The 23,105-nt window shown below is 52.7% G+C and carries 19 protein-coding genes; 11 read left to right on the plus strand and 8 right to left on the minus strand.

From position 1 onward, the window contains the following. Positions 1–11: 11 nt before the first annotated feature. Genes V4U88_RS06690 through V4U88_RS06710 form a run of 5 tightly spaced genes read right to left on the minus strand, consistent with a single transcriptional unit; the run spans position 12 to position 2,933 of the window. A complete protein-coding gene (locus V4U88_RS06690) occupies positions 12–431 on the minus strand; it encodes a phage tail assembly chaperone (protein WP_334072485.1) in 420 nt (139 codons plus the stop codon). Between the two features lie 45 nt (positions 432–476). Continuing rightward, a complete protein-coding gene (locus tag V4U88_RS06695; protein WP_334072486.1) occupies positions 477–953 on the minus strand; it encodes a phage tail tube protein in 477 nt (158 codons plus the stop codon). A 13-nt stretch (positions 954–966) separates the two neighbouring features. Next, a complete protein-coding gene (locus V4U88_RS06700) occupies positions 967–2,295 on the minus strand; it encodes a phage tail sheath family protein (RefSeq protein ID WP_334072487.1) in 1,329 nt (442 codons plus the stop codon). After that, positions 2,288–2,500: a hypothetical protein gene (locus V4U88_RS06705; RefSeq protein ID WP_334072488.1), complete on the minus strand. Its 213-nt coding sequence runs from the start codon at positions 2,498–2,500 to the stop codon at positions 2,288–2,290. Before V4U88_RS06705 ends, V4U88_RS06700 begins: the two co-directional genes overlap by 8 nt. Beyond that, the gene (locus tag V4U88_RS06710) at positions 2,490–2,933 is read right to left on the minus strand and encodes a phage tail terminator family protein (RefSeq protein WP_334072489.1); all 444 of its coding nucleotides are present in this window, start codon (positions 2,931–2,933) and stop codon (positions 2,490–2,492) included. Before V4U88_RS06710 ends, V4U88_RS06705 begins: the two co-directional genes overlap by 11 nt. A 564-nt stretch (positions 2,934–3,497) precedes the next feature. On the opposite strand from V4U88_RS06710, the gene V4U88_RS06715 reads away from it, so the two are divergent. The 7 genes from V4U88_RS06715 to V4U88_RS06745 are packed head-to-tail and all read left to right on the plus strand — an operon-like array spanning position 3,498 to position 12,145. Next, entirely contained in the window at positions 3,498–4,484 is a 987-nt protein-coding gene (locus tag V4U88_RS06715) for a LacI family DNA-binding transcriptional regulator (RefSeq protein WP_334072490.1), read from the plus strand. A gap of 21 nt (positions 4,485–4,505) precedes the next feature. Next, the gene (locus tag V4U88_RS06720; protein ID WP_334072491.1) at positions 4,506–5,489 is read left to right on the plus strand and encodes an N-acetylglucosamine kinase; all 984 of its coding nucleotides are present in this window, start codon (positions 4,506–4,508) and stop codon (positions 5,487–5,489) included. 43 nt (positions 5,490–5,532) lie between these two features. Further along, on the plus strand, positions 5,533–6,831 hold the full coding sequence (locus V4U88_RS06725; protein WP_334072492.1) for a 6-phospho-beta-glucosidase: 1,299 nt from the start codon (positions 5,533–5,535) through the stop codon (positions 6,829–6,831). A gap of 24 nt (positions 6,832–6,855) precedes the next feature. Further along, on the plus strand, positions 6,856–7,782 hold the full coding sequence (locus V4U88_RS06730) for an ABC transporter permease (protein WP_334072493.1): 927 nt from the start codon (positions 6,856–6,858) through the stop codon (positions 7,780–7,782). A gap of 28 nt (positions 7,783–7,810) precedes the next feature. After that, entirely contained in the window at positions 7,811–8,701 is an 891-nt protein-coding gene (locus V4U88_RS06735) for a carbohydrate ABC transporter permease (RefSeq protein WP_334072494.1), read from the plus strand. Between the two features lie 34 nt (positions 8,702–8,735). Next, a complete protein-coding gene (locus tag V4U88_RS06740; protein WP_334072495.1) occupies positions 8,736–10,361 on the plus strand; it encodes an extracellular solute-binding protein in 1,626 nt (541 codons plus the stop codon). Positions 10,362–10,408: 47 nt separating this feature from the next. Continuing rightward, positions 10,409–12,145, plus strand: a complete 1,737-nt coding sequence (locus V4U88_RS06745; RefSeq protein WP_334072496.1) for a family 10 glycosylhydrolase — start codon at positions 10,409–10,411, stop codon at positions 12,143–12,145. A 105-nt stretch (positions 12,146–12,250) separates the two neighbouring features. Here V4U88_RS06745 and V4U88_RS06750 read toward each other — a convergent pair whose 3' ends face one another. Next, entirely contained in the window at positions 12,251–13,015 is a 765-nt protein-coding gene (locus V4U88_RS06750; RefSeq protein ID WP_334072497.1) for a hypothetical protein, read from the minus strand. 260 nt (positions 13,016–13,275) lie between these two features. On the opposite strand from V4U88_RS06750, the gene V4U88_RS06755 reads away from it, so the two are divergent. Further along, a complete protein-coding gene (locus V4U88_RS06755; protein ID WP_334072498.1) occupies positions 13,276–14,016 on the plus strand; it encodes an SDR family NAD(P)-dependent oxidoreductase in 741 nt (246 codons plus the stop codon). A gap of 769 nt (positions 14,017–14,785) precedes the next feature. Here the strand turns inward: V4U88_RS06755 and V4U88_RS06760 are convergent. Further along, entirely contained in the window at positions 14,786–15,139 is a 354-nt protein-coding gene (locus V4U88_RS06760; protein WP_334072499.1) for a helix-turn-helix domain-containing protein, read from the minus strand. A gap of 161 nt (positions 15,140–15,300) precedes the next feature. Here V4U88_RS06760 and V4U88_RS06765 point away from each other — a divergent pair, with 161 nt between their 5' ends. Continuing rightward, positions 15,301–15,651: a hypothetical protein gene (locus V4U88_RS06765; RefSeq protein WP_334072500.1), complete on the plus strand. Its 351-nt coding sequence runs from the start codon at positions 15,301–15,303 to the stop codon at positions 15,649–15,651. A gap of 344 nt (positions 15,652–15,995) precedes the next feature. Here the strand turns inward: V4U88_RS06765 and V4U88_RS06770 are convergent, their stop codons facing one another. Then, positions 15,996–16,328, minus strand: coding sequence for a nucleotide pyrophosphohydrolase (locus V4U88_RS06770; protein WP_334072501.1), 333 nt, complete (start codon positions 16,326–16,328; stop codon positions 15,996–15,998). 497 nt (positions 16,329–16,825) lie between these two features. On the opposite strand from V4U88_RS06770, the gene V4U88_RS06775 reads away from it, so the two are divergent. Next, on the plus strand, positions 16,826–20,377 hold the full coding sequence (locus V4U88_RS06775; protein WP_442951875.1) for a discoidin domain-containing protein: 3,552 nt from the start codon (positions 16,826–16,828) through the stop codon (positions 20,375–20,377). Positions 20,378–20,536: 159 nt separating this feature from the next. Next, entirely contained in the window at positions 20,537–23,047 is a 2,511-nt protein-coding gene (locus V4U88_RS06780) for an S-layer homology domain-containing protein (protein WP_334072503.1), read from the plus strand. Positions 23,048–23,105 lie beyond the last annotated feature (58 nt).

The raw sequence follows: 23,105 nt of genomic DNA on the forward strand, positions 1-23,105 counted from the left end.
GCCCTCATCGATTAGTTTTTTACCTCGTCCGCCAATTCGTTGATACTTTTATCGAAGCCGTTGATCTCCTGTACCTTCTGTACGAGCGTGGCGTATTCGCCCGGGAGCAGCATTTTCCGTAGGCATTGGTCCGCGCCCATCACTTGATAAGACTGCTGGAGCTCGGCGTTTTTCAAGTCCGGGAACACGACGCTGGCAACCGCCAGCTTGGCCAAATACTCGTCGGTATTGGTCTCGAAGCTGACCATCCCCTTGTCTTTCACCTTCCGTTGGCAGGATCTGCGGATCGCCTCGTTCTCGTCCTCGGTCATGCTGCGCAGCCGCCATGGTACAGGCACACCTTGCTCGTCCTTAAACCGGTCGGATACGACGACTTCCTCCACCAGTCCGGCGGCGGCGTTTTGGGCAAAAAAAGCAGATAAAGAGCTCATTCGTGAATTCCTCCTGTATCGTTTTATTTTCTCGTGAAAATATCGTTAGTTGGTCGGTTGAATCGCGTTAAAGGACTCCGTCACATCGTAATCCTCGAAGGTAAACGGAATTTCCTCCTCAAGCATATCCTCGCTGGACGCGTCGAATTTGGTCGCAATGATACTGTCGAGGTTGCAGCCCCGCAGGAACACGGTTTGTTTGCCCGCGCCGCTTCCCGGCTGCTCGTTCGTAATCATCAGGTCAAACCAGAAGTCGGTCCCGTTCTTCACGTAGTCTTCCATCAGCTTGCGGAATAAAGAGGAAACATAGTAGATCGTCAGCGTACCCGTACCTTTCCAGCCGGCCGACCGCTGCGGCGTCCCCGTTCTGCCCAGGGTCGGAACGTCCACCTTCGTTTTTTCGATCGTCGATTCCAAAGTTTTGGCGTAGAACAGTTCCTCCGTCCGATCGCCAATTACTACGAACGCCTTGGCCTGCTTGCCGCTTACCGCATCTCTCACATTAAAAAAAGAACCTGCCATCGTTTCGTCCTCCTTAGTTGACCGTGACGGTCATGTAGATTTTTTCGATACTGTCCACCGGCTGCACGCTCAGATTGATGACAACGGCGTCCCCGTCGATGCCCGGCAGCACTTCCAAATCGGTCTCCGCGTTGAAATTCTGAATCGCTCCAATCCCCTGCAGGCTCCCCAGATAGCTGAGCACCTCGCCCTTCAGCAAGTTGCGGCCGTCCGCGTTGTTGCCGATTTTTCCGATATAGCTCGCGGTGAACGTGCGCTGAATGTCCCGGGCGATCGTGTCCAGCACGCGCACCACGCGGTTTTTGCTGAAATGCTTAGCCTTGTCGGCCGTAAACGTCGTCAGCGTATTGATGTCCTGTTGGATTTGCACTTTCCCGTTCGACGCCGACAAGACCAGTTCGCCGTTTTGCAGCGCCTGGATCATCTCGCTGTAGGTGTACTTCGGCGTTACGTCGACCGCATTCGGAATTTCCGTGTAGGTGAGCGATTCATTGACCCCTGCCGCCGCTTCCATGGCGGCGATTTCCCATAACAGGTAGATCGGCTCCACCGTCAAACCGTCCGCGGTCACGACGCTGTTCTTCAGGCTGATGACCCCTTCATAGTCCGCTTGCGGGTAGTTGTAGAGGACGGTGACGATTTTTTTGCCCTCCTGCTCCCGCAGTCGCTTCGTGTAAGCTACGGCCAGTTGCTTCAGCGCCGAATCGTCAGTCGGCAAACCGAGCACGTCGAACTCCTCCGCTTCCAGCGCCGCCAGCGCGTCGGTCCAGTCGCCGCTGCCGCCGGTACCTTCTTTGCCGCCTGCCAGCGCCGTTCCCGCCGTTTCGGTCAGCTCGCCGCTGCCTGAGAACGTGACGAAGTCGTTGTTCTTAAGCGCCTCCGCCGTGCCGACGATTTGCGCGTCCACCTCTTCACCCTCCAGCAGCGTGCGCACTTCATAGACATCCGGCTGGTCCACGCTGGCCTGAACGACGATTTGCAGGTCGTTGCCGCGGGTGCCGCCGTATTTGGCCGTGGCCTTCAAATTGCCGATGACCGCAGCCGCCTGTGCTGCGTTCTTCGCGCCCAGCCGGTAGATTAGCACTTTGCCGGCATGCGCCATTGCCGACGCGATATGGCGGATTCTCGCGTCAGCCGCATGAAAGCCCAGCAGCTTCTGCGCGTTTTGCAGAAACGACTCTCCCTCCAGCTTGATCACGCCGCTTGGCCCCCAAGGCAGCGGTGCCGGAAAAGCCGCCACCCCGCGCTCGCCAACCGTTCCCACCGGGCGAGCCGCCGATTTAAAATTGATGTATGTCCCCGGAGATACTTTATTTTGCGTTGTCCATGTGCCATTAGCCATGTTCCTTCACTCCTCTTTGGATAAATGATTGTACCGCCTGCTCAGCTTCGGCTTCCGTATAGGCAGCCCCGTCCTCCAGCACCACTTGCAAAATGTCCTTTTCCACGCCGCTAAAACGTCTGGCCGCCAAGAACTGTGCCTTAGAAAAGGTTCGCTCTCGCTCCACAAGCGTCTCCTGCTTGTCCGCTTGCTTTTTAATCCCCATGTTTGACCATCCCCTCCTGCCGGAGTGTTCTCATTTTCACGACTTCGCCGGCCGGTACCCAGACGAAATGCGAGAAAGTCAGGTACAGATGCAGTGTCCCATCGTCCTTCCATTCGGTGTGTATTCCTGCTCCGGGCATCAGTCCATCATCCGCCGAAGTGACCGCAAACAGCTCATAGAACTGCTCCGCCACCTCATTAGCGGAATACCTGCCGCGCTCCACGGGAGGGAAGAACTGTACGTCCAGCGAATACGTCCGCTTGAACCGGCGGTTCAACTCCCGGGTCTGTTCCGACTTCAGCAGTTGCACAAAAATGCACGGCACCGGTAAACTATCCGACCCGCGCTCCGTGTGAACAGGCAGCTCAGGGAACCTTGCCGTGAGCATGTCGGCCACGCTTTGCACCACGTTGTTTAAGGTTGACTGCGACAAATCCTCACCTGCCTTCGTTTAACGCTTAATTCCCGCGCCGCGACACAGTTCAGGGAGCCCTCGCGGCTTGCCCTCATCTTGGTAAATCCTCATTTTGCACTACGTTCGAACGCCCTTCCTCTTATAGCGCCTACCTGGTCTCATCACCCGCTGCAATTGAGGCTTGTCCCAAATGAAAGGACCGCGGCACTCCCCGAAACCGGCCACACGGGAAAAAAGGGCCGTGAAAGTCTCATTCACGGCCCCGCGTTAGGATTAAATATGCAATTTCTATTTCTTCGACAATATCATTTTATCCCGGATTTACGGCCATCGTTGGCCCTAAAAAGGACAAGGAGAGGACAGGAAGCGGAAGGAATTTGGTTATTGACGGATTTTGGGAATGGTGCTAATATCAAAGCGAAGTTAAAACCTTTAAACTTTTGTACACGTTATTCCCGGATGGTTCTACCGGTAATTCTCTTGTTAGGCAAGGAAATTTCTATAGCAAGAAAGATAAACTGTTTTTTATTTTCCCCTAAAGTTAAAACCTTTAAACTTATATGCAATGGAGGCAATCCATAGATGAACATCCATGATGTAGCCAAGAAATCAGGGCTCTCTGTAGTGACGGTTTCCAGAGTCCTGAACAATTCGCCGTCGGTCCGGGAAGCAAATAGACAGAAGGTTCTCCAAGCCATCGAGGAGTTGAACTATCAGCCTAATTCGGCGGCACGCAGTCTGGTACGCGGTAAAACGGGAGTCATCGGAATGTCGATCACGAACTTCAACGACTCTTTCTATGATCGCGTTATTCGGGTGGTGAATCGCAAACTGGCGGAGCAAGGATACTTTCTGGCCTTATCCATCGCTGAAAACGAGGTGGAGGATAATTTTTTGTTTCAGAGGGACCGGGTAGACGGCATTATCTTGTTGTCTCCACTTCGAGAAAACGAATATGTAGTTGAACTGAAGCGAAAAAACATTCCGTTCGTTTTGCTGGATAATCAATTCCAGCATGAGGATGTTCCCAGTGTGGTCGTCGATAACTATCAAGGCGGGTATGAGGCTACGAAGCATCTGATTGATCTGGGACACACCCAAATCGCGCATATCGGTGGCCCCTCAGTGTTCCTGAGCGTAGAGGAGCGCAAGAGGGGATATGTTCAAGCGCTGAATGAAGCCGATTTAACGCCGTTCGGTATGGAATTTTGCGGTTTTACGGTAAGCAGCGGATATGAAGTGGCCAAAAGATGGATTCGCGAAGATAAGCTGCCGACCGCTATTTTTTCCGGAGACGACTTTATCGCCCTTGGGGTTGTTCAAGCCCTTCGCGAGGAGGGGATTCTGGTACCGCACGATATCTCGGTTGTCGGCTTCGATGATCAGCAGTTTGTAGGTGAATTCTTCCCCCGGTTGACGACAGTCCGACAGCCGGAGGCGCAGATGGGCAGCATCGGCGTCGACTTGCTGCTAAAGCTGATCAACGGGGAGGTGATGCCGGCTGCTGTAACCAAGCTCGCCCCTCAGTTTCTTGTACGCGAGTCCACGGCACCTGTAAGGCAAACCTAAATAAATAGGAGTGAACGATTTGTGAGGTACTTTTTGGGCGTTGATGCAGGCGGAAGTAAAACCTACGCGGTCATTGCGGATGAACAAGGCAGCGTCATCGGTGTAGGTCAAGGGGGAAACGGAAATCATCAAAAAAATCGGGAGCAGGCAGGGGCGAATCTGCATCGGGCTGTAACGGAAGCGCTCAAGGTTTCGGGACTGACACCGGAACAAGTCGAGTTCTCCTGGTTCGGCCTCGCGGGAGCGGATAGAGAGTCCGACTTCCGGATTTTGCGGCCAATGATTCGCCGACTCGGCCTGCCCCGAACCGATATTTCCTGCGATACCTGGATTGCATTGCGGGCAGGCACGGAAAAGAGTTATGGCGTGGTCCTGATTTGCGGATCGGGCGTAAACTGCGCCGGTAAAAATCCGCAAGGCGAAACTTACCAGTGCGGCGGGTTTGGCTACCGGTTTGGCGACTTCGGCGGAGGGTACGATTTGAGCGTCGAAGTCTTCCGCAGTGTAATGCGAGCGGATGAAGGAAGAGAGAAGCCAACGGTTTTATCGGAACGCTTAACGAGTTTGCTGGGCTATTCCCATGTTTCGGAGCTTAGGGAGGATTACTTGGACGATTTCAGAGACTTGCCTCCCCATATTGCGGAACTGCTGTTTCAAGCCGCGGAAGAAGGGGATGAGGTAGCTGCCGGGCTGTTGATCAAGCAAGGGGACGAACTTGGCCTTGCCGCCTCGGCGACGATCCTGCAACTGGGGATGGAAACCGGTACGTTTGACATCGTCCTTGCAGGCAGTCTGCTGACAAAAGGAGATCGCTCCGGGATCATTCGGGGGGCCATTGAACGAAACGTGAAACAGACCGCTCCAGATTGCACTTTAAGGGTTTTAACCCGGGAGCCGGTCATCGGTTCGGTCGTTCTGGCGATGGAAAACAGCGGGATGCAAGTAAACCGCGAAATGCTTGATCGTCTGTCGCTGGCGGAAATGCCGCAAGCCATTAAATGCTAGTCTTCATGAACCATAAATCGATTGAGTGAAGGAAGGGGCTATCTTGAAGGAAACACTGAAACTGGTTGTCGTCGGAGCGGGGTCTTCTTATACTCCGGAGCTTATTGAAGGCGTTATCATGCATCACAAAGAGCTGCCCGTCAGCGAAATATGGCTGGTGGATATTGAAGAGGGAACGGAAAAGCTGCACACGATTGCGGAGCTGAGCAAGCGGATGATTGCCCAATCCGGACTTCCGATTACCGTATGCGAGACGCTTGATCGCAGAAAGGCCATCGCCGGAGCGGACTTTGTCTGCACGCAAATCCGGGTAGGCATGCTGGAAGCGCGGAAATGGGACGAATTGATTCCGCTGAAGTACAATGTCATCGGTCAGGAGACGACCGGCCCCGGAGGCATGATGAAAGGCCTGCGCACGATTCCGGTGATTCTGGATATTTGCAAGGACATCGAGGAGCTTGCTCCGGATGCCTGGTTGTTGAACTTTACCAATCCGGCCGGCATGGTTACCGAGGCCGTCCACAAATATTCTTCGGTAAAGAGTGTAGGCCTGTGCAACTCGCCGATCGGTTTTCAAAAGTGGCTCTCCGAGTTTTTTGGGCTTCCGATCGAAAAGATCTATGCGGAGTTTGTAGGGATTAATCATTTGCATTGGGTATCCGATGTGGTGATCGATGGGGTAAGCAGGCTGCAAGAGCTTATTGATTATCCAAAGAGCTACAAGGCGAGCAATGTGCCGTTCGATGCCTGGGATCACCGCTTTTTGAATTCTTTGAAAGCGATACCATCCTATTATTTGAGCTATTACTATATGACGGACGCTATGCTTGACGAACAAAGGGAAGCTGCGGCTACGACCGGCTCGCGTGCCGAAGTGGTGAAGCAGGTGGAAGAAGAGCTGTTCGAGCTGTACCGGAACGTTGAGCTAAAGGAGAAACCAAAGCAGTTGGAGCAGCGCGGCGGTGCCTATTACTCCGAAGCGGCGGTGCTGCTGATGCGTTCTATCTATAATGACTCACGCGATATCCAGACGCTGAACGTAAGGAACGGCCGAACCATCGACTTTTTGCCCGAGAATGCCTCTATTGAAGTCAACTGTATCGTAACCAAACAAGGCCCGATGCCGATCCCTTTGCAGAAAATTCCGCACTCCGTCAAAGGGCTGCTGGCTGCCGTGAAGCAATATGAGAGCTTGACGATCGAAGCGGCCGTGCATGGAGACCGGGACACTGCGCTGCAGGCGATGGTCCACCATCCGCTGGTGCCTTCCGTCACCGTAGCCGAACCATTGCTGGATGAAATGCTGGAGAAAAACAAAACGTACTTGCCCCAGTTTCAATAGACTGTTCCAGAGGAGGGGAAACCGATGAAGGCGGCTGCGAAGTCAAGTAAATGGAAGCAGTTAGGCAAACAGTGGGATTTACAGTCCATGGTTTGGCCGGGCATCATCTTTGTCTTTATTTTCAGCTATATTCCGATGTATGGCGTGGTTATGGCGTTCCAGCAGTACGATATTTTCGCCGGAATCCTGAAGAGCCCTTGGGTTCAATTCATGAACTTCAAAATGTTCTTCCAAGCGCCGGAGTTTTGGAACGTGATGAGAAATACGCTGGTGATTAGCCTGTTGAAGCTGATCATCTCCTTCCCGGCGCCGATTCTGCTTGCGCTGATGCTGAATGAAGTCGGGAACATGGCCTTTAAGCGTTTTATCCAGACCGTCAGCTACTTGCCTTATTTCCTGTCCTGGGTTATTGTATCCGGTTTTGTATTCTCGCTTCTGTCCGTGGATAACGGAACGGTGAATTTCTTGCTGGAGCGCTTCAACCTGATCCAGGAGCCGGTGAACTTTCTGGCGGTTCCGGAATACTTCTGGTCGATCCTGGTCAGCGTGAACGTGTGGAAGGAAGTCGGCTTTGCGAGTATCGTTTATCTTGCCGCCATCGCCGGCGTTGACCCGACCATGTATGAAGCCGCCTCCATAGACGGCGCAAGCCGATTCAAACAAATCTACTTAATTACACTCCCCAGCATAGCGCCCATCATTATTATTTTCATGATTCTTGCCATCGGCAATCTCCTCAGCGCGGGCTTTGAAGATATTCTACTGCTGGGCACCAATCCGATCCTGCGGGAATACTCCGATGTCATCGATACCTATGTTTATCGCGTCGGGATTTTGAATGCCCGATTCTCCTACGCGACAGCGGTGGGGCTATTCAAAGCGGTGATTAGTGTGATCTTGCTGGTGACAGCCAATAAGATCGCCCGCCGGGCAGATGTTAGTCTCTGGTAGGGGCTTCAACTTAAAGGGGGAATGAAAAATGAGACTAAGTCCGGGTGACAAAATCCTGCAGCGGACCATTTACATCCTGTTGACGTTACTCGCGGTTATCATGCTTTATCCGTTCTGGAACTCGCTTGTGATTTCCTTCAACCAAGGGAGCGACACGGCGCTTGGCGGCATAACCCTTTGGCTAAGGGTCTTTACGCTTGAGAACTATTATATCGTGTTCCAGGATAAGCGTTTATTGAACTCCTTTTGGGTCACCATCCTAAGAACCTTGTGCGGCACGGTGTTGTCGGTCTTTTTCACGGCTCTCTTGGCCTATGGGATGTCCAAAAAAGCGTTGCTGTTCCGAAAGCACTACATGGTGTTCTTTATCGTAACCATGTTCTTTAGCGGAGGGTTGATTCCAACCTACATGCTTATCCGTTCTCTCGGCATGCTCGACACCTTTTGGGTCCTGGTGATCCCCGGCATCATCAGCGTTTATAACATGATCGTCATTCGCACCTTTTTCGCGGCTCTGCCTGACGGGCTGGAGGAATCGGCCAAAATCGACGGCTGCAGCAACTACGGCATTTTCTTTAAAATCGTCATCCCTGTCTCCGGCCCGGTACTGGCTACGATTGCCTTGTTTACGGCAGTGGGGCACTGGAACGACTGGTTTACGGGCGCGATCTATATTACGACGGATCACTTGCTGCCCATTCAGACGCTGCTGCGCCAAATTATGAACTCCAACATCATGACCGACATCGCCTCATCCAATGCCATCGCACTGGATCATATGAACCGGAATCGGACGATTACGGCGAAGTCGCTGACCATGGCCACGATGATGATCGCCACGATCCCGATTATTTTAACGTATCCCTTTCTTCAGAAGTATTTCGTCAAGGGGGTATTGATTGGCTCGTTGAAAGAATAGCAAGCTCCATATTCTATAGAAAGAAGGGGAAAAAATGCGCAAACGCATGAGATGGATCTCGCTTCTGATGGTCTCTTTACTTGTTGTTCTGACAGCTTGCGGCGGGGGCGGGGAAAAAAACGGGGGGACACCGGATACCCAGGCCGTCGATGACGGCAGCGGAATCAAGCCGGTAACCTTCAGCTTCTATGGGCATTACGACTGGCTTACGACAGCGCCTTGGGCCGAGAACGAAGCGACGAAATGGATTCAGGAAAACCGCAAAGTGACTGTTGAACCGATACAATCCGGAGGGGCCGCCGCGGAAAAGTTTAACACGATGATCGTCAGCAACGATCTGCCGGATGTCATTTTTACCGATCGGGGGGCAACGGTGGAACGGCTTGCGAAAGCGGGAAAGCTCGTGGCGCTGGATGATTACTATGCGAAGTATCCGAATTTCAAGAAATATGTCAAAGAATCCACCCTGAATCTGCTTCGCTCCGAGGACGGAAAAATATATCAAATTCCCAACTGGTATACCTCGGGACAATTCGGCAACGGCGGCTGGATGGTCAATAAAGATATTTATAACGCGCTTGGCAAACCGGCGCTGGAAACCTTCGATGACCTATATCAATATTTATTGCAGGTTCGGGACAAATATCCGGATGTCGTGCCTCTTGAAGTCGGGGAGAAGGGGGCCGGACTTGAAATGATGTATGGCGGCTTCAAGGAGAATTCCACCAGCAAGTTCATTTCCCTCAAGGGATATCCGGAAGGCGACAAGCTGGTCTCCATCTATGATGATCCCGCTTTTAGCGAGATGATGCTGTATATCAATAAACTGTTCCGCGAACGCCTGATTACGCAGGATGCGCTGCAGCAAACCCAGGACGCGGTCAAAGAAAAGGTGAACACCGGCCGGGTAGCGGTCATGGTTGAATCCAACATCACCACCTATGGTGCGGAGGGGCATCGCGCGCTGACGGCAAGTAATCCGAATAGCGGTTATGAAATCATATGGCCGATTCATAAAGCCGGATTGGATAAAAATAAGGTTTTTGTAAGCGGTTTCGAAACATTGGGTTGGAACGTGAATGTGATTACGACCAGCGCCAAAGACCCGGAAGCCATTTTTGCTTACTATGACTGGATCACCGGTCCGGAGGGGCAAAAGGTTCTGTTCTTCGGTCCGAAAGGCTTATACTGGGATGAAGAAGATGCGGACGGAGCACCGATTCCGAACGAGAAGTACAAGTCGACGCCCGCCAACGAGCGTACGGAAACCATGAGAAAATTCGAGGACTTTAACTGGGCGGGAAATACGACATTTATCGATACGGCCAAAATGAATCTGGAGGCTTCGCTTTCCGCGAATCAAAAATCCTGGGAGACGATAGCGCAGTCCACCGTAACCTGGAAAACCGCGATGGACATTACGGAATTTGTGAATACCGACCCGGTGCCGGATACGGAAATCGGCATCATTGCCCAAAATATTCATGATATTCATACCGTTGCTTTTGCTCAGATGGTCCATGCGAAGTCGGATGCCGAGATGCTGTCGGCCCTGGAGACGGCCAAAAAGAACACGGCCAAAGCCGGGCTGGATAAGCTGCTCCAATTCAAAACCGAAAGATGGCAGGAGAATGTCAAGAAAATCAAGGCGACTAAATAATACTTGTTGGATTCTGGAAAACAACTATTTCATAGGGAGGCAAGAATATGAGGGTTGCGCTAAAAGCGAGGTTCATGGCGGTGCTAGGCTTGGTGTTGGCTTTCTCGGTGACGGGCGCTTCAGGTTCGGGGATGGCGGCGGCGGGGAGTAACCCCCCTTTTGAAACGGAAGTCATTGTCAGAACGGTGAACCAGTTTAAAAACAAGACGGACGTGCTGAACTTTGTCGCGATGTCCAAACGCTACGGCGTCGATGTCATCAGTATGAACGTCAAGCAGGATGAAGATGATGAGGTACCGTCCGGACGGGTATTCTACCGGAGCGAAATCGCGCCCATAGCGCAGGGATACGAGAATTTCGATGCGCTGCGGGAGGTCTTGACGGCGGCTCATGCCGCCGGGATCAAGGTTCATGCCTGGATTCCGCAATTCCATGATCAGGAGGCCTTCCGGAAGCACTCGGAATGGCAGATGCAATCGTTGGTGAACGGCGTCCAAACCCCATTTACGGGCGCTAACGGCAACGAATACTTCGTGAATCCGCTTCATCATGAAGTACAACAGTATGAGCGGTCCATTATCCGGGAAGTGATTGAGAATTATTCCGTGGACGGCGTGGTGCTGGATTGGATCCGCTTCGACAATTACAACATGGACGTCAGCGATTACACGGTGGCGAAATATCAGGCGGAATTCGGGTATTCCCCGCTTAGCATCGATTTCGAGGCGGATTCGCCTCAGCGCGAGCAGTGGAACGCATGGAGAACCGATCAAATCGGACAGTATGTAGGCGATATCCGTCAGGATATTTCCCAATCCTCGAAGCCGGATTTGAAGCTCGGCGTGTATATTTTGCCGCCGGAGTTTAGAGAGGTCGGGCAAGACGTATCGAAGTTTAAACAACATATCGATTTCATAGCGCCTATGGCGTATTTCGACGACTGGGGTTTCAACAGCGATTGGGTCTACAGCACGGAATACGGCATTCTGAAGGACACGAGTGACCGGATCAGCGGCCATCCCGTGGACATTGTGGCCACGCTGGATAATGACTGGACCGATGACGAATATCAGGAGGTCTATAAAGGCATCCGCGATAATTATCCGGGCGTGAAGCGCCTCTCCTTCTTTGCCGACGGAACTTGGCCCGAAGCCGAGCTGGCGAAAATCAACGAACGTACAACCTGGCCGACGCCGGACTGGACGCCCCCGGTCGAGCAGGATTATCCGGCTCAACTGCCGGCAGGCTGGAAGGCGAGAAATATCGGCTCGATGCCGGGGAACGCATCATACCATTCCTCCAAAAAACAATTTACAATGAGCAGCCGTTCCACGGATATTTGGGGGAGCGCGGATCAACTGAATTTTGTGTATCAACCCGTTAAGGGCGACGCGGAGATGATCCTTCAGGTACGGTCGATGGACCTTATGAACGGTTGGGCCAAGGCCGGCATTATGATCCGGGAGTCGCTGAATGCCGATTCGAAGCACGCGGACATGGTGCTTACCCTCGAGAACGGCGCAGCCTTCCAGTATCGCGTAGACACCAAGGGAAGTACAGCCGATCGGACTGCGGATGCATCCGCTCCAAGCTGGCTGAAGTTGAGCCGAAAAGGCAACACCTTCACCGGTTCGATTTCAACCGACGGGAAGAAGTGGCAAACGATCGGAACCGCTAATATCTCTATGAGCCGTCAGGTTTATATCGGCATGGCGCTTAGCAACCCGGGAGATGATCCGGGAAGTAAAGCCGTGTTCGGAAATGTGAAGTTAACTGTCCGGTAGAGTTAAACTCAATTACGATAGATACGTAAAAAAGCCGCCCTCCGTAGGTCAAGAAGACCACCGGAGGGCGATTTTAGTTAAGCCGGCGAATAGGATGCTCTCCGCTTACCGGCTTACGGTGTAGTTTTGTCCGTAGTTGTTATCCCAGTAAGTTTGTCCATTGACGGTGTAGGAAATAGCGTACTTAATTTGCGACACACTGGGGGCAATAGAATCGATCGTAAAATGCCAAGCCTCTACACTGTCGTCGGAGTTTGCCGGCATTGAAAAGGAGGCGTCGGCTTCTTTCGTGGTTGCCCAGTTATCGGTGGTATATTTGATTTTGACCTGTTTGCTGAAGCCTAAATTTTTTACATAAACGCCACCCAGGAAGGTGTCCTGGCTTATTTCATCGTAGGCGCGAAGGACGTTCGGTTTCCCGAGAATGGTGGAACTTTCCGTATAGCGGCTGACGGAGTAATTTTGGCCGTTGTTATTGTCCCAATACGTTTCCCCGTTGACCTCATACTTGATAGCGAATTGGATCGTTTCGGCATTGACGAGCTCGGGATGCGTATTGTTCATGTTGTTTGTGGATACGGCGAAACCCCATTTTTCATGCCCTGCCTCGGCTGGCCCTTCATAAGAGGCGTCCGTATCGTACCACTTTCCGTCTCCCGGAGTATAGTGAATTGTTACGTTTTTTTGAGGACTCAGATTGCTGACTTCCACTTTGCCGCTGAATCCTACATAGCCAAACTTGTAAATATAGAGATTGGCCGAAATCAGTTGAACCGGCTGGTCACTTGCAAAAGCCGCTTGCGCAAACGTTAGCGCAAACATCGCAAATAAACACAACCCCGACACCAACTTCTTCACCTTACCGTACATTTTCTACCATCTCCTATTTTTGGGATATGTTACATTAATAAAATAGCACAGAAAATTCCAAAAATAAATACGTTTTTCAGAAATTTTCTGATTTTTCAGAAGGAGTAGAATTTTTAATATACTTCTTCGCGCAAACGTTTGTCTTTGTTTTCTGTACGCTCTGCATGAGTATAAACAGATAAACAGGTTTTTGGTAGAGCAAGAACGAACTAAGTGGTAGCGGGATAGAACCATTTTTTCTAGGAAAAGGAGTGCTCGAAATGCTGAAACATAAAAAGGTCATCGTAACGGGGGCGGCATCGGGAATCGGCAAAGAAATCGTCAAGCAGTGCTTGCAGGAAGGGGCAGCGGTCCTCGCTTGCGACATTCACGAGCCATCCCTGCAACATTTAAAAGGGGCCGTCAATGAACATGAACAAGATCGTCTGTATACCTATCAGCTGGATGTAAGCAAGTATGAGGAGGTCGCTAGATTCTTCGCCTATGTGGAAGCGGAACACAGCGACGTCGATAGCTTAGTCAATAACGCCGGTATTTATTTGGCGAAAAATATACTGGACTACCAGGAAAATGAGATTGACCACGTCCTCGATATCAATGTGAAGGGGTACATCTATTTTTCCCAACGGTTCGGCAAAAAAATGATCCAAAGCCAGCGCAAAGGCGTCATCGTGAATATGTCTTCCGTGTCGGGTTTAGAAGGCAGTTCGGATGCCATCTACGGTTTATCCAAAGCCGCCGTTCTCGGCTTGACGAAAAGCTGCGCCATGAACTTCGCCCCATACCTTCGAGTGAACGCGGTCGCTCCTACGATGGTCAGTACACCGATGATGGATACGATCCCCGACTGGAGAAAAAAAGAGTACCTAAGTCACCAACTTATCGACACGCCCGTATTGCCGGAGGATGTGGCCGATACCGTAGTTTTCTTGTTGTCCGATAAATCCAAGCACTATACGGGGGCGACCTTCGACATCAATAATGGAGGATATTTAAGATAGGGGTAAAAAAACAGGGCACTCCCGGGAAGCGCCCTTGTTGTCCTATTATGCCTCGATCAAACCCGAATTTGGCCTCCACAAAAAAGAGATTTTAGTGAACAAATTTAGTGAAAAATTTGCACTTCCGAAGTTGAAATAGGGTGTTGAACATGTTATCATGGAGCACACAAAGGGATTGACTACTTCTTAGTATTCGATTCTGAATCGGCATAGTTGATCAAGAAAGAGCCCTTAACCGCCAAGTTAAAAGGGCTCTTTTTTGTATCTTCTGCATATTATTGGGTAATGATAACAATTAATAATTAATAAACCCGAGTGAAAGCAGATTCCAGCTATACTTACCTACATGGTTTGGTCTACTTATGGATGTAACCGCCAAGTTAACCGTCCATAAGTACTGTGGTCATGTTGGAAGAGCTGCTTTCTTCGGGTTTGCCCCTAAGAGCTAAGTTCTACTTCTCGGTATGGATTCCAAGGAATCATAAGGAGAATTCGAACGAAGTAGTAAGCTGCTTGAAACAGCTTTGCAATGATGTTGGTCCATCGCATCATCCTCCTCATATTCTTGTTTTTCTTCAACATAGTTGATTGGATGTAGGCGTATAGCCCATAACGCACATATTGATTATATGTCGTTTGGATATAACTGGAAATGTAAAGGGCGTTCCATCCGGTAGTACAAATGACACCGAAATCTATTCTACATTCTCCAATCTTACATATAAAAAAACACTGGGGTCAGCCTTTCGCTATCTAGTAGCCCCGCCTCTTATTTCTTCTTCACATCCATCGTATCCAAAACATCCTTAATCACCCGGAAAATAAGCTTATTCTCCTCCAACGAGCGATCATAAAGCAGCGAATTTATTACCTCCAAAACCTCGGCCTTATCTTTCCAGGAGTCCACCTTCTTCGTTTCATGAAACTGAAACATCACTGCTAGAGGCACATCTAGCCCCTGAATGATTTTCTCCAGCGTTTCGATGGAAATATTGCGTGTTCCCCGTTCGACGGTTCCTATGTATGACGCGTTTACGCCGGCTTTTTCAGCAAGCTGTTCTTGTGTAAGTCCTTGTTCTTTCCGCAATTGCTTGATCCGTTTGCCTATGACTTTCAGTAGCACGATTTACCACCTCTCTATCAGATTAGAGAAGCATTGTGCCCACAAACAGAACAGAATATGCATTATATTGTTGAAAATAGTGCTTATATACACTAAAATATAAATTGTCACTAGTTTCTTTCACAATTCCCTCGAACTTCCATATATGAAGAGGATAAATAATGGAGTATCTTAATGTATCCATAGTGCCTGTAGATCGCAAAAATACCATTTATTTTTACGGGGAGGCTATCTCGATAGACTGCTATTTACTTTATGGGCCTAGTCATGGGGATGATTTTTTAAAGACCAGTGAAGCCATGCGGCAATTAGCAAATCAAACATACAATGAAATGCACTTTAACTTGTTTGTGGAGCAAATTAATTTTTCTACTTACGGAGCCATCCATGGCTTTTTGACATCTGACAAATGGAAAAAGGAAAACCACCCTCCTTTTATAAAAAGGCTGATGGTTTGGGTATTTGACAGAAAAACTCAGGATTGCCGCGCCTTCGGGTACTACGAGGCTTAGAAGTTCTTTATCACTCTATTCAACTGCTCTCATATACTTGATCCATCCCCATCTTATTAATAAATGCCTTCTCAATTTCCACGGTAATCTGGTTGTTGTCCACCGTTTCCCGAAACTTCAAAGCATTGCTGCTATAAATGAGTGTTCAAAAAGTCAGGTTTTCAGCACCGAGAAGATTGGATGAAGCTTAGGGACTGAGTAGCGCAGCGTAGGAAGAGCCTACGTGAGCAACGGAAGGCCCGGCTGAATTCAAGATTCGATGCCGATTAAGCTCCATGACTCTGCTTCGTGATCAAAAGATGACTTTTTGAACTACCTCTAAAATAATCATGCTGCCAGCACTCCTATAGCTCGGTATATTTGGTCATTCTCCCAAAGGCCTTGTCTACCGGGTACTTTGCGGTGTTTCTCCGCATTTTGTCCCGGATAATATCTTCGATGTTAAGATCCAGCGCGTCGGCCAAATAAACCGCGTAGATCAGCACGTCGGCCAGTTCGTCGGCAATTTCTTGCCTCTTCTGCGACATCGCGTCTTCGGATGATTTCCACTGAAAATTCTCCAGCAACTCGGAGGCCTCCAGACTTAGCGAGATCGCCAAATCCTTTGGATTATGAAATTGCCCCCAGTTCCGCTCTTCCCGAAAAGCGAGCAGCATCTTGATCAGCTCTTCATTCATGTTCGTGCTCCTATCATTCCGTAATAGAGTTGGGGCCGTGCTCGTCCCACGCAAAAAAGAGACGGTCCTCCCCCTTGATTCGGGGCCCGCCTCTTGCCGTTTCTTGATGTGGCCATGCTTTGGCCCCTGGTTAAATATGCCTACTCCCAACTTATTACGGAACGCTGTATTCGTCAAATGGCCCCCATACCGCCGATTATTCTAAAAAGATCCCCCACTCCCCGAATCTCCATAGACTCGCACATGAAAATCATAGAATTACCCCTTTATTTGGTATTAATTCCTGTTTATGATCTCCTTGCGATCCATATCAACCGTATGAAGAGGAGGAATGCGGATAAATATGACACCGCTTACATTTTTTTAAAACGCCATAATCGTCAGGAGTAACGGGTCTGCATAGACCTGCCGCCAGATGTACGGAACTTGAGGAAACTTAATATGAAGGGAGATTGAAATTCGTGAAAAGCCAAAGACGCCTCGCCGCCTGGATTTGCATGCTGAGCCTGATCGCAGGAACGTTCTTCGCCCCCCTCGGTTTTCCCCATCCTGCCCACGCCGCGGGAGGGCCGAATCTGGCCGCGGGGAAAACGGCGACGGCCTCCGGCCATGCCGATGTTTATGTTGTTTCCAACGTGACGGATGGTAACCCGGACACCTATTGGGAGAGCACCAATCATGCCTTCCCGCAATGGGTTCAGGTCGACCTCGGCAGCGCGGCTCAGATCGACGAAGTCGTACTGAAGCTGCCGTCCGGCTGGGAGAGCCGGTCGCAGACCTTGTCCGTGCAAGGGAGCGCGGACGGCTCGAACTTCTCGGACATCAAAACCCCGGCTAGCTATACGTTCGATCCGAACGCCGGGAACACGGTGTCGATCGGCTTTGCCGCAGCCAGCGCTCGTTACGTGCGAGTTCACGTGACGGCCAATACCGGCTGGCCGGCTGCGCAAGTTTCCGAGCTGGAAATCTACGGGAACAGCAGAGGCGCCGATAACCAGCCGCCGACCGCTCCGGCAAATCTGGCCTATACGCAGCCCACCCCGGATACGACCCGCCTCACCTGGGACGCGGCGACCGATAATGTCGGCATCGCCGGATACGACATCTACGCGAACAACCAGCTTCGCGGGAGCGTGGACGGATCGACGCTTCAGTATGCCGACCCGCAACCCGCCAGCGCAACGGTGACGTATTACGTTATCGCCAAGGACGCCGCGGGCAACGTCTCCCCGCCAAGCCAGTCGGTCACCCGGACCGGTTCGGGCGGCGGCAACGGGACCAACCTGGCCCTCGGCAAGCCGATGACGGCCTCCTCTTCGACGTTCACCTATGTGGCGGCCAATGCCAACGATAACGATATAAGCACTTATTGGGAAGGAAGCGGCGATCCGAGCACCCTCACCGTGGATCTTGGGGCCAATGCCGACATCACGGCGGTCGTTCTCAAGCTGAATCCGGCCAGCGAATGGGCCACGCGTACGCAGACGATCCAGGTACTCGGGCATGACCAAAATTCCGCGACGTTCGCGAATCTGGTCTCCCCTGCTTCCTATACATTCAACCCGGCTTCGCAAAATACGGTGACGATTCCCGTGAACGCCACGGTGAGCCGCGTACAACTCCGGTTTACGGCCAACTCCGGGGCGCCCAGCGGCCAAGTGGCCGAGTTCCAGGTCATTGGTACAGCGGCCCCCAACCCCGACTTGACGGTCACGAATGTTTCCTGGCCGCCGGCTTCTCCGGACGAATCCCATCCCGTTACGCTTAACGCCACCGTCCGGAATAGCGGCTCCGTGGCCTCTACCGCGACGAGCGTGAACTTCTACCTGGGAGACGCCCTCGCCGGGACCGCTTCCGTAGGCGCGCTCGCCGCCAATACCGCGGCGGAGGTCTCCGCGACCCTAGATCCGAAAGAGGCCGGCTCCTACGCCGTAACCGCCAAAGTGGATGAAGACAATAAAGTCATTGAGAGCAGCGAGGCAAACAACAGCTACACTCATCCTTCCCCATTGGTCATCGGCCAGGTTCAAAGCTCCGACTTGATCGGAACGGCCTCGTGGACGCCAAGCAATCCCAGCGCGGGCGATACCGTAACCTTCACCGTGAACCTCAAAAACCAGGGAACAATCGCTTCCGCCGGCGGGGCCCACGACATAACAGTTGTGCTGAAAAACGCAGCGGGCTCCACCATTAAATCGTTTACCGGATCCCACAGCGGCATTTTGGCGGCGGGAGCGTCGGCCAACGTCACCGTTGGGACGTGGACGGCGGCCAACGGCAGCTACACGGTAACGACGACGGTCGCAGCCGATGCGAACGAAGTGGTCGCCAAGCGGGCCAACAACGTCAGCACGTCCAGCTTGTATTCCGGGCGGGGGGCCAACTTGCCGTTCACCATCCTGGAAGCCGAAGCCCCGGGGAACGGCACCAACGGGACGAAGCTGGCTCCGAAATTTACACCGGGCGATTTTGCCGGTGAGGCTTCCGGCCGTTCGGCCGTGCATCTGGACGCCGCCGGGGAATATGTGGAGTTCACGCTGACCTCGCCGGCCAACGCGTTCGTACTCCGCAACTCCGTGGCCGAAAATACCACCGGAACGGTCAGCATTTACGCGGACAGCGTCGATCAAGGCAACTTTACCGTGACCTCCAAGTTTTCCTACGTATACGCGACACCTTCGACGCTCGGGCGGCTCGGCTATGACAATTCGGGCTCCAAGGCCTACTGGCTCTACGAGGATTCGCAGCTGCTGCTGGATCAAGTCTATCCGGCGGGGACCAAAATCCGCATTCAAAAAGACGCCGGAGACGTTCCCTGGATCTATGTGGATATGATCGAGACCGAAAACGTCGCACCGCCCGCCGCGAATCCGGACCCCGGCAAATATGTCCAGGTTTCGGCCGCCAAATCCATCGAGCAGGCGCTGAACGAGTTCCGGCAAGATCCGGCCAAGAAGGGGATTTTCATCCCGGCCGGCGAATGGACCCTCCCGTCCAAAATATACCTGTACGGCCGGGCAACCGAGATTATCGGCGCGGGGCCTTGGCATACCCGACTCGTCGCCCCGAAAGACCAGACGAACACCGATGTCGGATTTAATATCGGCTCCGGCGCGAACGGTTCAACCATCAAGGATCTGTCCGCCTGGGGCAACTACATCTACCGGCAAGACGGACCCGGCAAGTTCATTGATGGAAACGGCATGCAGAACGTCACCATCGAGAACGTCTGGGCCGAACATTTTGTCTGTCTCTATTGGGGAGTGAATTCTTCGCACAATACGTTCAAAAACAACCGGATCAAAAACATGTTTGCGGACGGCATCAACATGACCAACGGCTCCTCCTACAATATCATCGACAACAACTATGCCCGGGGAACCGGCGATGATTCGTTCGCCTTGTTCAGCGCGATCGATTCGGGCGGCTCCTATAACGTCGGCAACAAGTATACCAACCTCACCGCCACCAATGTCAGACGGGCGGCCGCCTTCGCGGTCTACGGCGGACAAAACAATCTGTTCCAGAATCTGCATGGCGCGGATACTCTGACTTATCCGGGCGTCACCATCAGCAGCTTGAGCTTCGGCTACAATACGCTCGGTTTCGGCGACCAGGATACCGTCATCGATGGCGTCACACTGGATCGCACGGGCGGCGATTTCTGGACCAGTGTCGGCGGCGACGACAAAATCAACGACTACCAGAACTTCGGGGCCATCTGGTTCCACGGCGGTGACAGGGATTTCAAGAACGTTCTGGTGAAAAACGTCGACATCAATAACCCGGTGTACTTCGGACTGATGTTCCAGTCCAAATCTCCGGAGAACCTCCCGCTGCAAAATGTCCGCCTGGAGAACATTACGATCAACAATCCAACCCGCTACGGCATTAAACTCGTCGTTAAGGCGGAGGACGGCCAAGGTCCGGTTGTCGGCGAAGCGAGCTTTACCAATGTCAAAGTGAACAACCCGGGCATCACGGCCATCTACGGCGAAGACCGTTCCCCGAATTTCAACGTGATTCGGCTATCGGGGAATAACTGGTAAAACCCCTTAAATTTCAGGGCTAAAAGAAGGAATGGCGGTGCAAGAGGATATCCTCGCGCGTCGCCATTCTTCTTTTCTACTACTCTATATTTATTTCTACCTAAGAATTATAATTGAGCATATTACCAAAATATCCTACGGGTAGAGAGGGGAACTTTCGTGAGAAAGCTGGTTGCTTCATTAGCGGTGACGCTTGTTATCGCGCTGCTTTTTCAGCAGCAGGTTTTTGCCATGGCCATTTACGTTAAGACTTTGACCGGCAAGACCATAACCCTGGATGTAGAGCCTTCGGACTCCATAGAAATGGTGAAGCAGCAAATATCCGATAAAGAGGGCATTCCCGTCGATCAGCAGCGGCTGATTTTTGCCGGGAAACAGTTGGAGGACGGCCGCACGTTGTCAGACTACAACATTCAAAAGGACTCCACGCTGCATCTGGTGCTGCGAATACGCCATGATGCGTCTTTGGAAAGCCTCGCCATCCATCCGGGAACCCTGGACCCCGTGTTTGTTCCGGCGGTGGAAGCGTACCGGGCCAACGTCCCGTACGATATCCCGTCCATTTCGGTCTCCGCCGACGCGGCGGATGACACGGCCTCGATCCAAATCAACGGCGGGGCGGACAATCCGGCGGACGTGCCGCTTCAGGTCGGGGATAATTCCGTGACGATCACGGTAACCGCGGCGGACAATACCGTGAAAACCTACACCGTGACGGTAACCAGAGCAGCCCCCGTGCCGATTGACAGTTTAGCCGTGGCGGGCACGTCGGCGACCACGGTCGCGTTAAGCTGGGCGGCGGTACCGGGAGCTTCCGGCATGGCGGTCGAGCAGTCCCTTGCAGGGCGGGACGATTGGGCGGCGGCAACGACGGCAACGGCCCCTATAGCGGCGGATGCGACATCCGCGACGGTGACGGACCTCAGCCCGGATACGGCGTATGACTTCCGGCTTGTTGTCACGGGCGGCGCTAACGAGGGCCGGTCCAATATCGTCAGCGCCACGACCGGCAAGCCGTCCGTTGACGCGGAGACGCCGACGGTCGTCTCGCAGCCGCTGGACCAGACGCTGTACTTGGGCGCTTCCGCCAAGCCCTTAAGCGTCACCGCCGCCGTATATGACGGCGGAACCCTTAGCTACCAGTGGTACCGGAACGACAAGAACGAGACGGCCGGCGGAACCGCGATTGAAGGAGCGTCAGGTCCGTCCTATTTACCGCCGGATAAAACGATTGGCACAACGTATTACTATGCGGTGGTAACGAACACGAACCCCAGTGTTACCGGCGTCCAAACCGCGTTGGCGACAAGCTCGGCGGCTAAAGTGACGGTTCTTCCGGCCAACCCGCCGGACGGCAATAACAGCGGTGGATCGTCAAGAGGTTCGTCGGGCGGTTCGTCCCCGCTGACTCCGATAAAACCGGAAAATCCGGCCGCACCGAAGGCGAAGTTCACGTTTAAAATCAACGGCCAAAGCGCCGATATCGGGTCCGTCTCGCTCACGGAAGTCAATGGGCGTAAGGTCGCCAAGGCCGCTTTGGATCCCGGCAAGCTGCGCGAGCGGCTGGCCGCTGTGGAACAGCCTGCCGTAGCGATAACAGTACATGAAGACGCGGATGCGGTAATCGGCGAAATCAACGGAACGTTGGCCGCTTTTTTGCAGGAGAAGCAAGCCGTTCTGACGGTGGGGTCCCCCCAAGCGGCATTGACGCTGCCGGTTCGGGAAATCGATCTCGACGGTTTATTGCAACGAATGAAATTATCCGAACAAAATCTGACCTTGCAGGATGTTGAGATTCAGATTGAAATCGCCAAGGGTAGTTCCTCGAAAATCCAGTCGGTGGAACAAGTTCCCATCGAGTTTGCGGTGCGGGGCGTGCACAAACAAACGACCGCCGATATCCGGGAATTCGGCACTTACCTGACATGGGACCTCCCGCTCCCGAGCGGCGCTTCTCCTGCAGACACAACAGGGGTTATGCTCGGCCCGGACGGCAAGGTACACCCTGTACCGACCCGGTTTATGGAGGCGGATGGACAACACTACGCCAGATTGTCGGGGATGGCCACCGGAACCTACGCACTGATCCGCCGGCAGCCGGCCGGATTCAGCGACGCGGCCAACCATTGGGCCAAAGGGGCCATCGATAACCTGAGTTCGAGGCTGATCCTCGACGGAGGAGAATCCGGGCGGTTCCGGCCCAACGGCGAGATCAGCCGCGCCGAGTTGACGGTGATGCTCGCGCGGGCATTGGGGCTTCCGCTCAAGGAGGGTACCTCCCGGTTTTCGGATGTAAACACGGGCGACGGATACTACAGCGAGGTCAATACGGCGGCCGCCTTCGGTCTGATCGGTGGCTTTGAAGACGGTGCGTTCCGCCCGGCCGATAAGATCACGCGCGAGCAGGCCATGACCATGATCGCTCAGGCGATGAAGCTGACCGGTTTGGCGGACCAGCTTCCCGGTCCATCCGCGGGCCATCCCGCGCTGAGCGCGTTCCCCGATGCGACCGACGTGTCGCCTTGGGCGCAAAGCGGCGTCCGCGACAGCGTGGCGGCGGGACTGATCACAGGCCGAACCGCTGGCCAACTGGCGCCGCAGAGCTATGTCACCAGGGCCGAGGTCGCCATGATCCTCGAACGCCTGCTGCAAAAATCAGGGCTTATTTAGTTCATCAAGGGGCTAACCGTTTTATCGGTGGCCCTTTTTTACTTCGTGCGGATAAATT

Source organism: Paenibacillus sp. A14 (assembly GCF_036864815.1).
Lineage (GTDB): Bacteria > Bacillota > Bacilli > Paenibacillales > Paenibacillaceae > Fontibacillus > Fontibacillus sanfengchensis.

Excerpts from the sequence above, each read along its gene's own strand:
- V4U88_RS06770 (WP_334072501.1), bottom strand. The coding sequence starts at position 16,328 with ATGAATGAAGAGCTGATCAAGATGCTGCTCGCTTTTCGGGAAGAGCGG.
- V4U88_RS06765 (WP_334072500.1), top strand. The coding sequence starts at position 15,301 with ATGGAGTATCTTAATGTATCCATAGTGCCTGTAGATCGCAAAAATACC.
- V4U88_RS06700 (WP_334072487.1), bottom strand. The coding sequence starts at position 2,295 with ATGGCTAATGGCACATGGACAACGCAAAATAAAGTATCTCCGGGGACA.
- V4U88_RS06730 (WP_334072493.1), top strand. The coding sequence starts at position 6,856 with ATGAAGGCGGCTGCGAAGTCAAGTAAATGGAAGCAGTTAGGCAAACAG.
- V4U88_RS06705 (WP_334072488.1), bottom strand. The coding sequence starts at position 2,500 with ATGGGGATTAAAAAGCAAGCGGACAAGCAGGAGACGCTTGTGGAGCGA.
- V4U88_RS06750 (WP_334072497.1), bottom strand. The coding sequence starts at position 13,015 with ATGTACGGTAAGGTGAAGAAGTTGGTGTCGGGGTTGTGTTTATTTGCG.
- V4U88_RS06755 (WP_334072498.1), top strand. The coding sequence starts at position 13,276 with ATGCTGAAACATAAAAAGGTCATCGTAACGGGGGCGGCATCGGGAATC.
- V4U88_RS06715 (WP_334072490.1), top strand. The coding sequence starts at position 3,498 with ATGAACATCCATGATGTAGCCAAGAAATCAGGGCTCTCTGTAGTGACG.
- V4U88_RS06735 (WP_334072494.1), top strand. The coding sequence starts at position 7,811 with ATGAGACTAAGTCCGGGTGACAAAATCCTGCAGCGGACCATTTACATC.
- V4U88_RS06690 (WP_334072485.1), bottom strand. The coding sequence starts at position 431 with ATGAGCTCTTTATCTGCTTTTTTTGCCCAAAACGCCGCCGCCGGACTG.
- V4U88_RS06775 (WP_442951875.1), top strand. The coding sequence starts at position 16,826 with ATGCTGAGCCTGATCGCAGGAACGTTCTTCGCCCCCCTCGGTTTTCCC.
- V4U88_RS06745 (WP_334072496.1), top strand. The coding sequence starts at position 10,409 with ATGAGGGTTGCGCTAAAAGCGAGGTTCATGGCGGTGCTAGGCTTGGTG.
- V4U88_RS06740 (WP_334072495.1), top strand. The coding sequence starts at position 8,736 with ATGCGCAAACGCATGAGATGGATCTCGCTTCTGATGGTCTCTTTACTT.
- V4U88_RS06695 (WP_334072486.1), bottom strand. The coding sequence starts at position 953 with ATGGCAGGTTCTTTTTTTAATGTGAGAGATGCGGTAAGCGGCAAGCAG.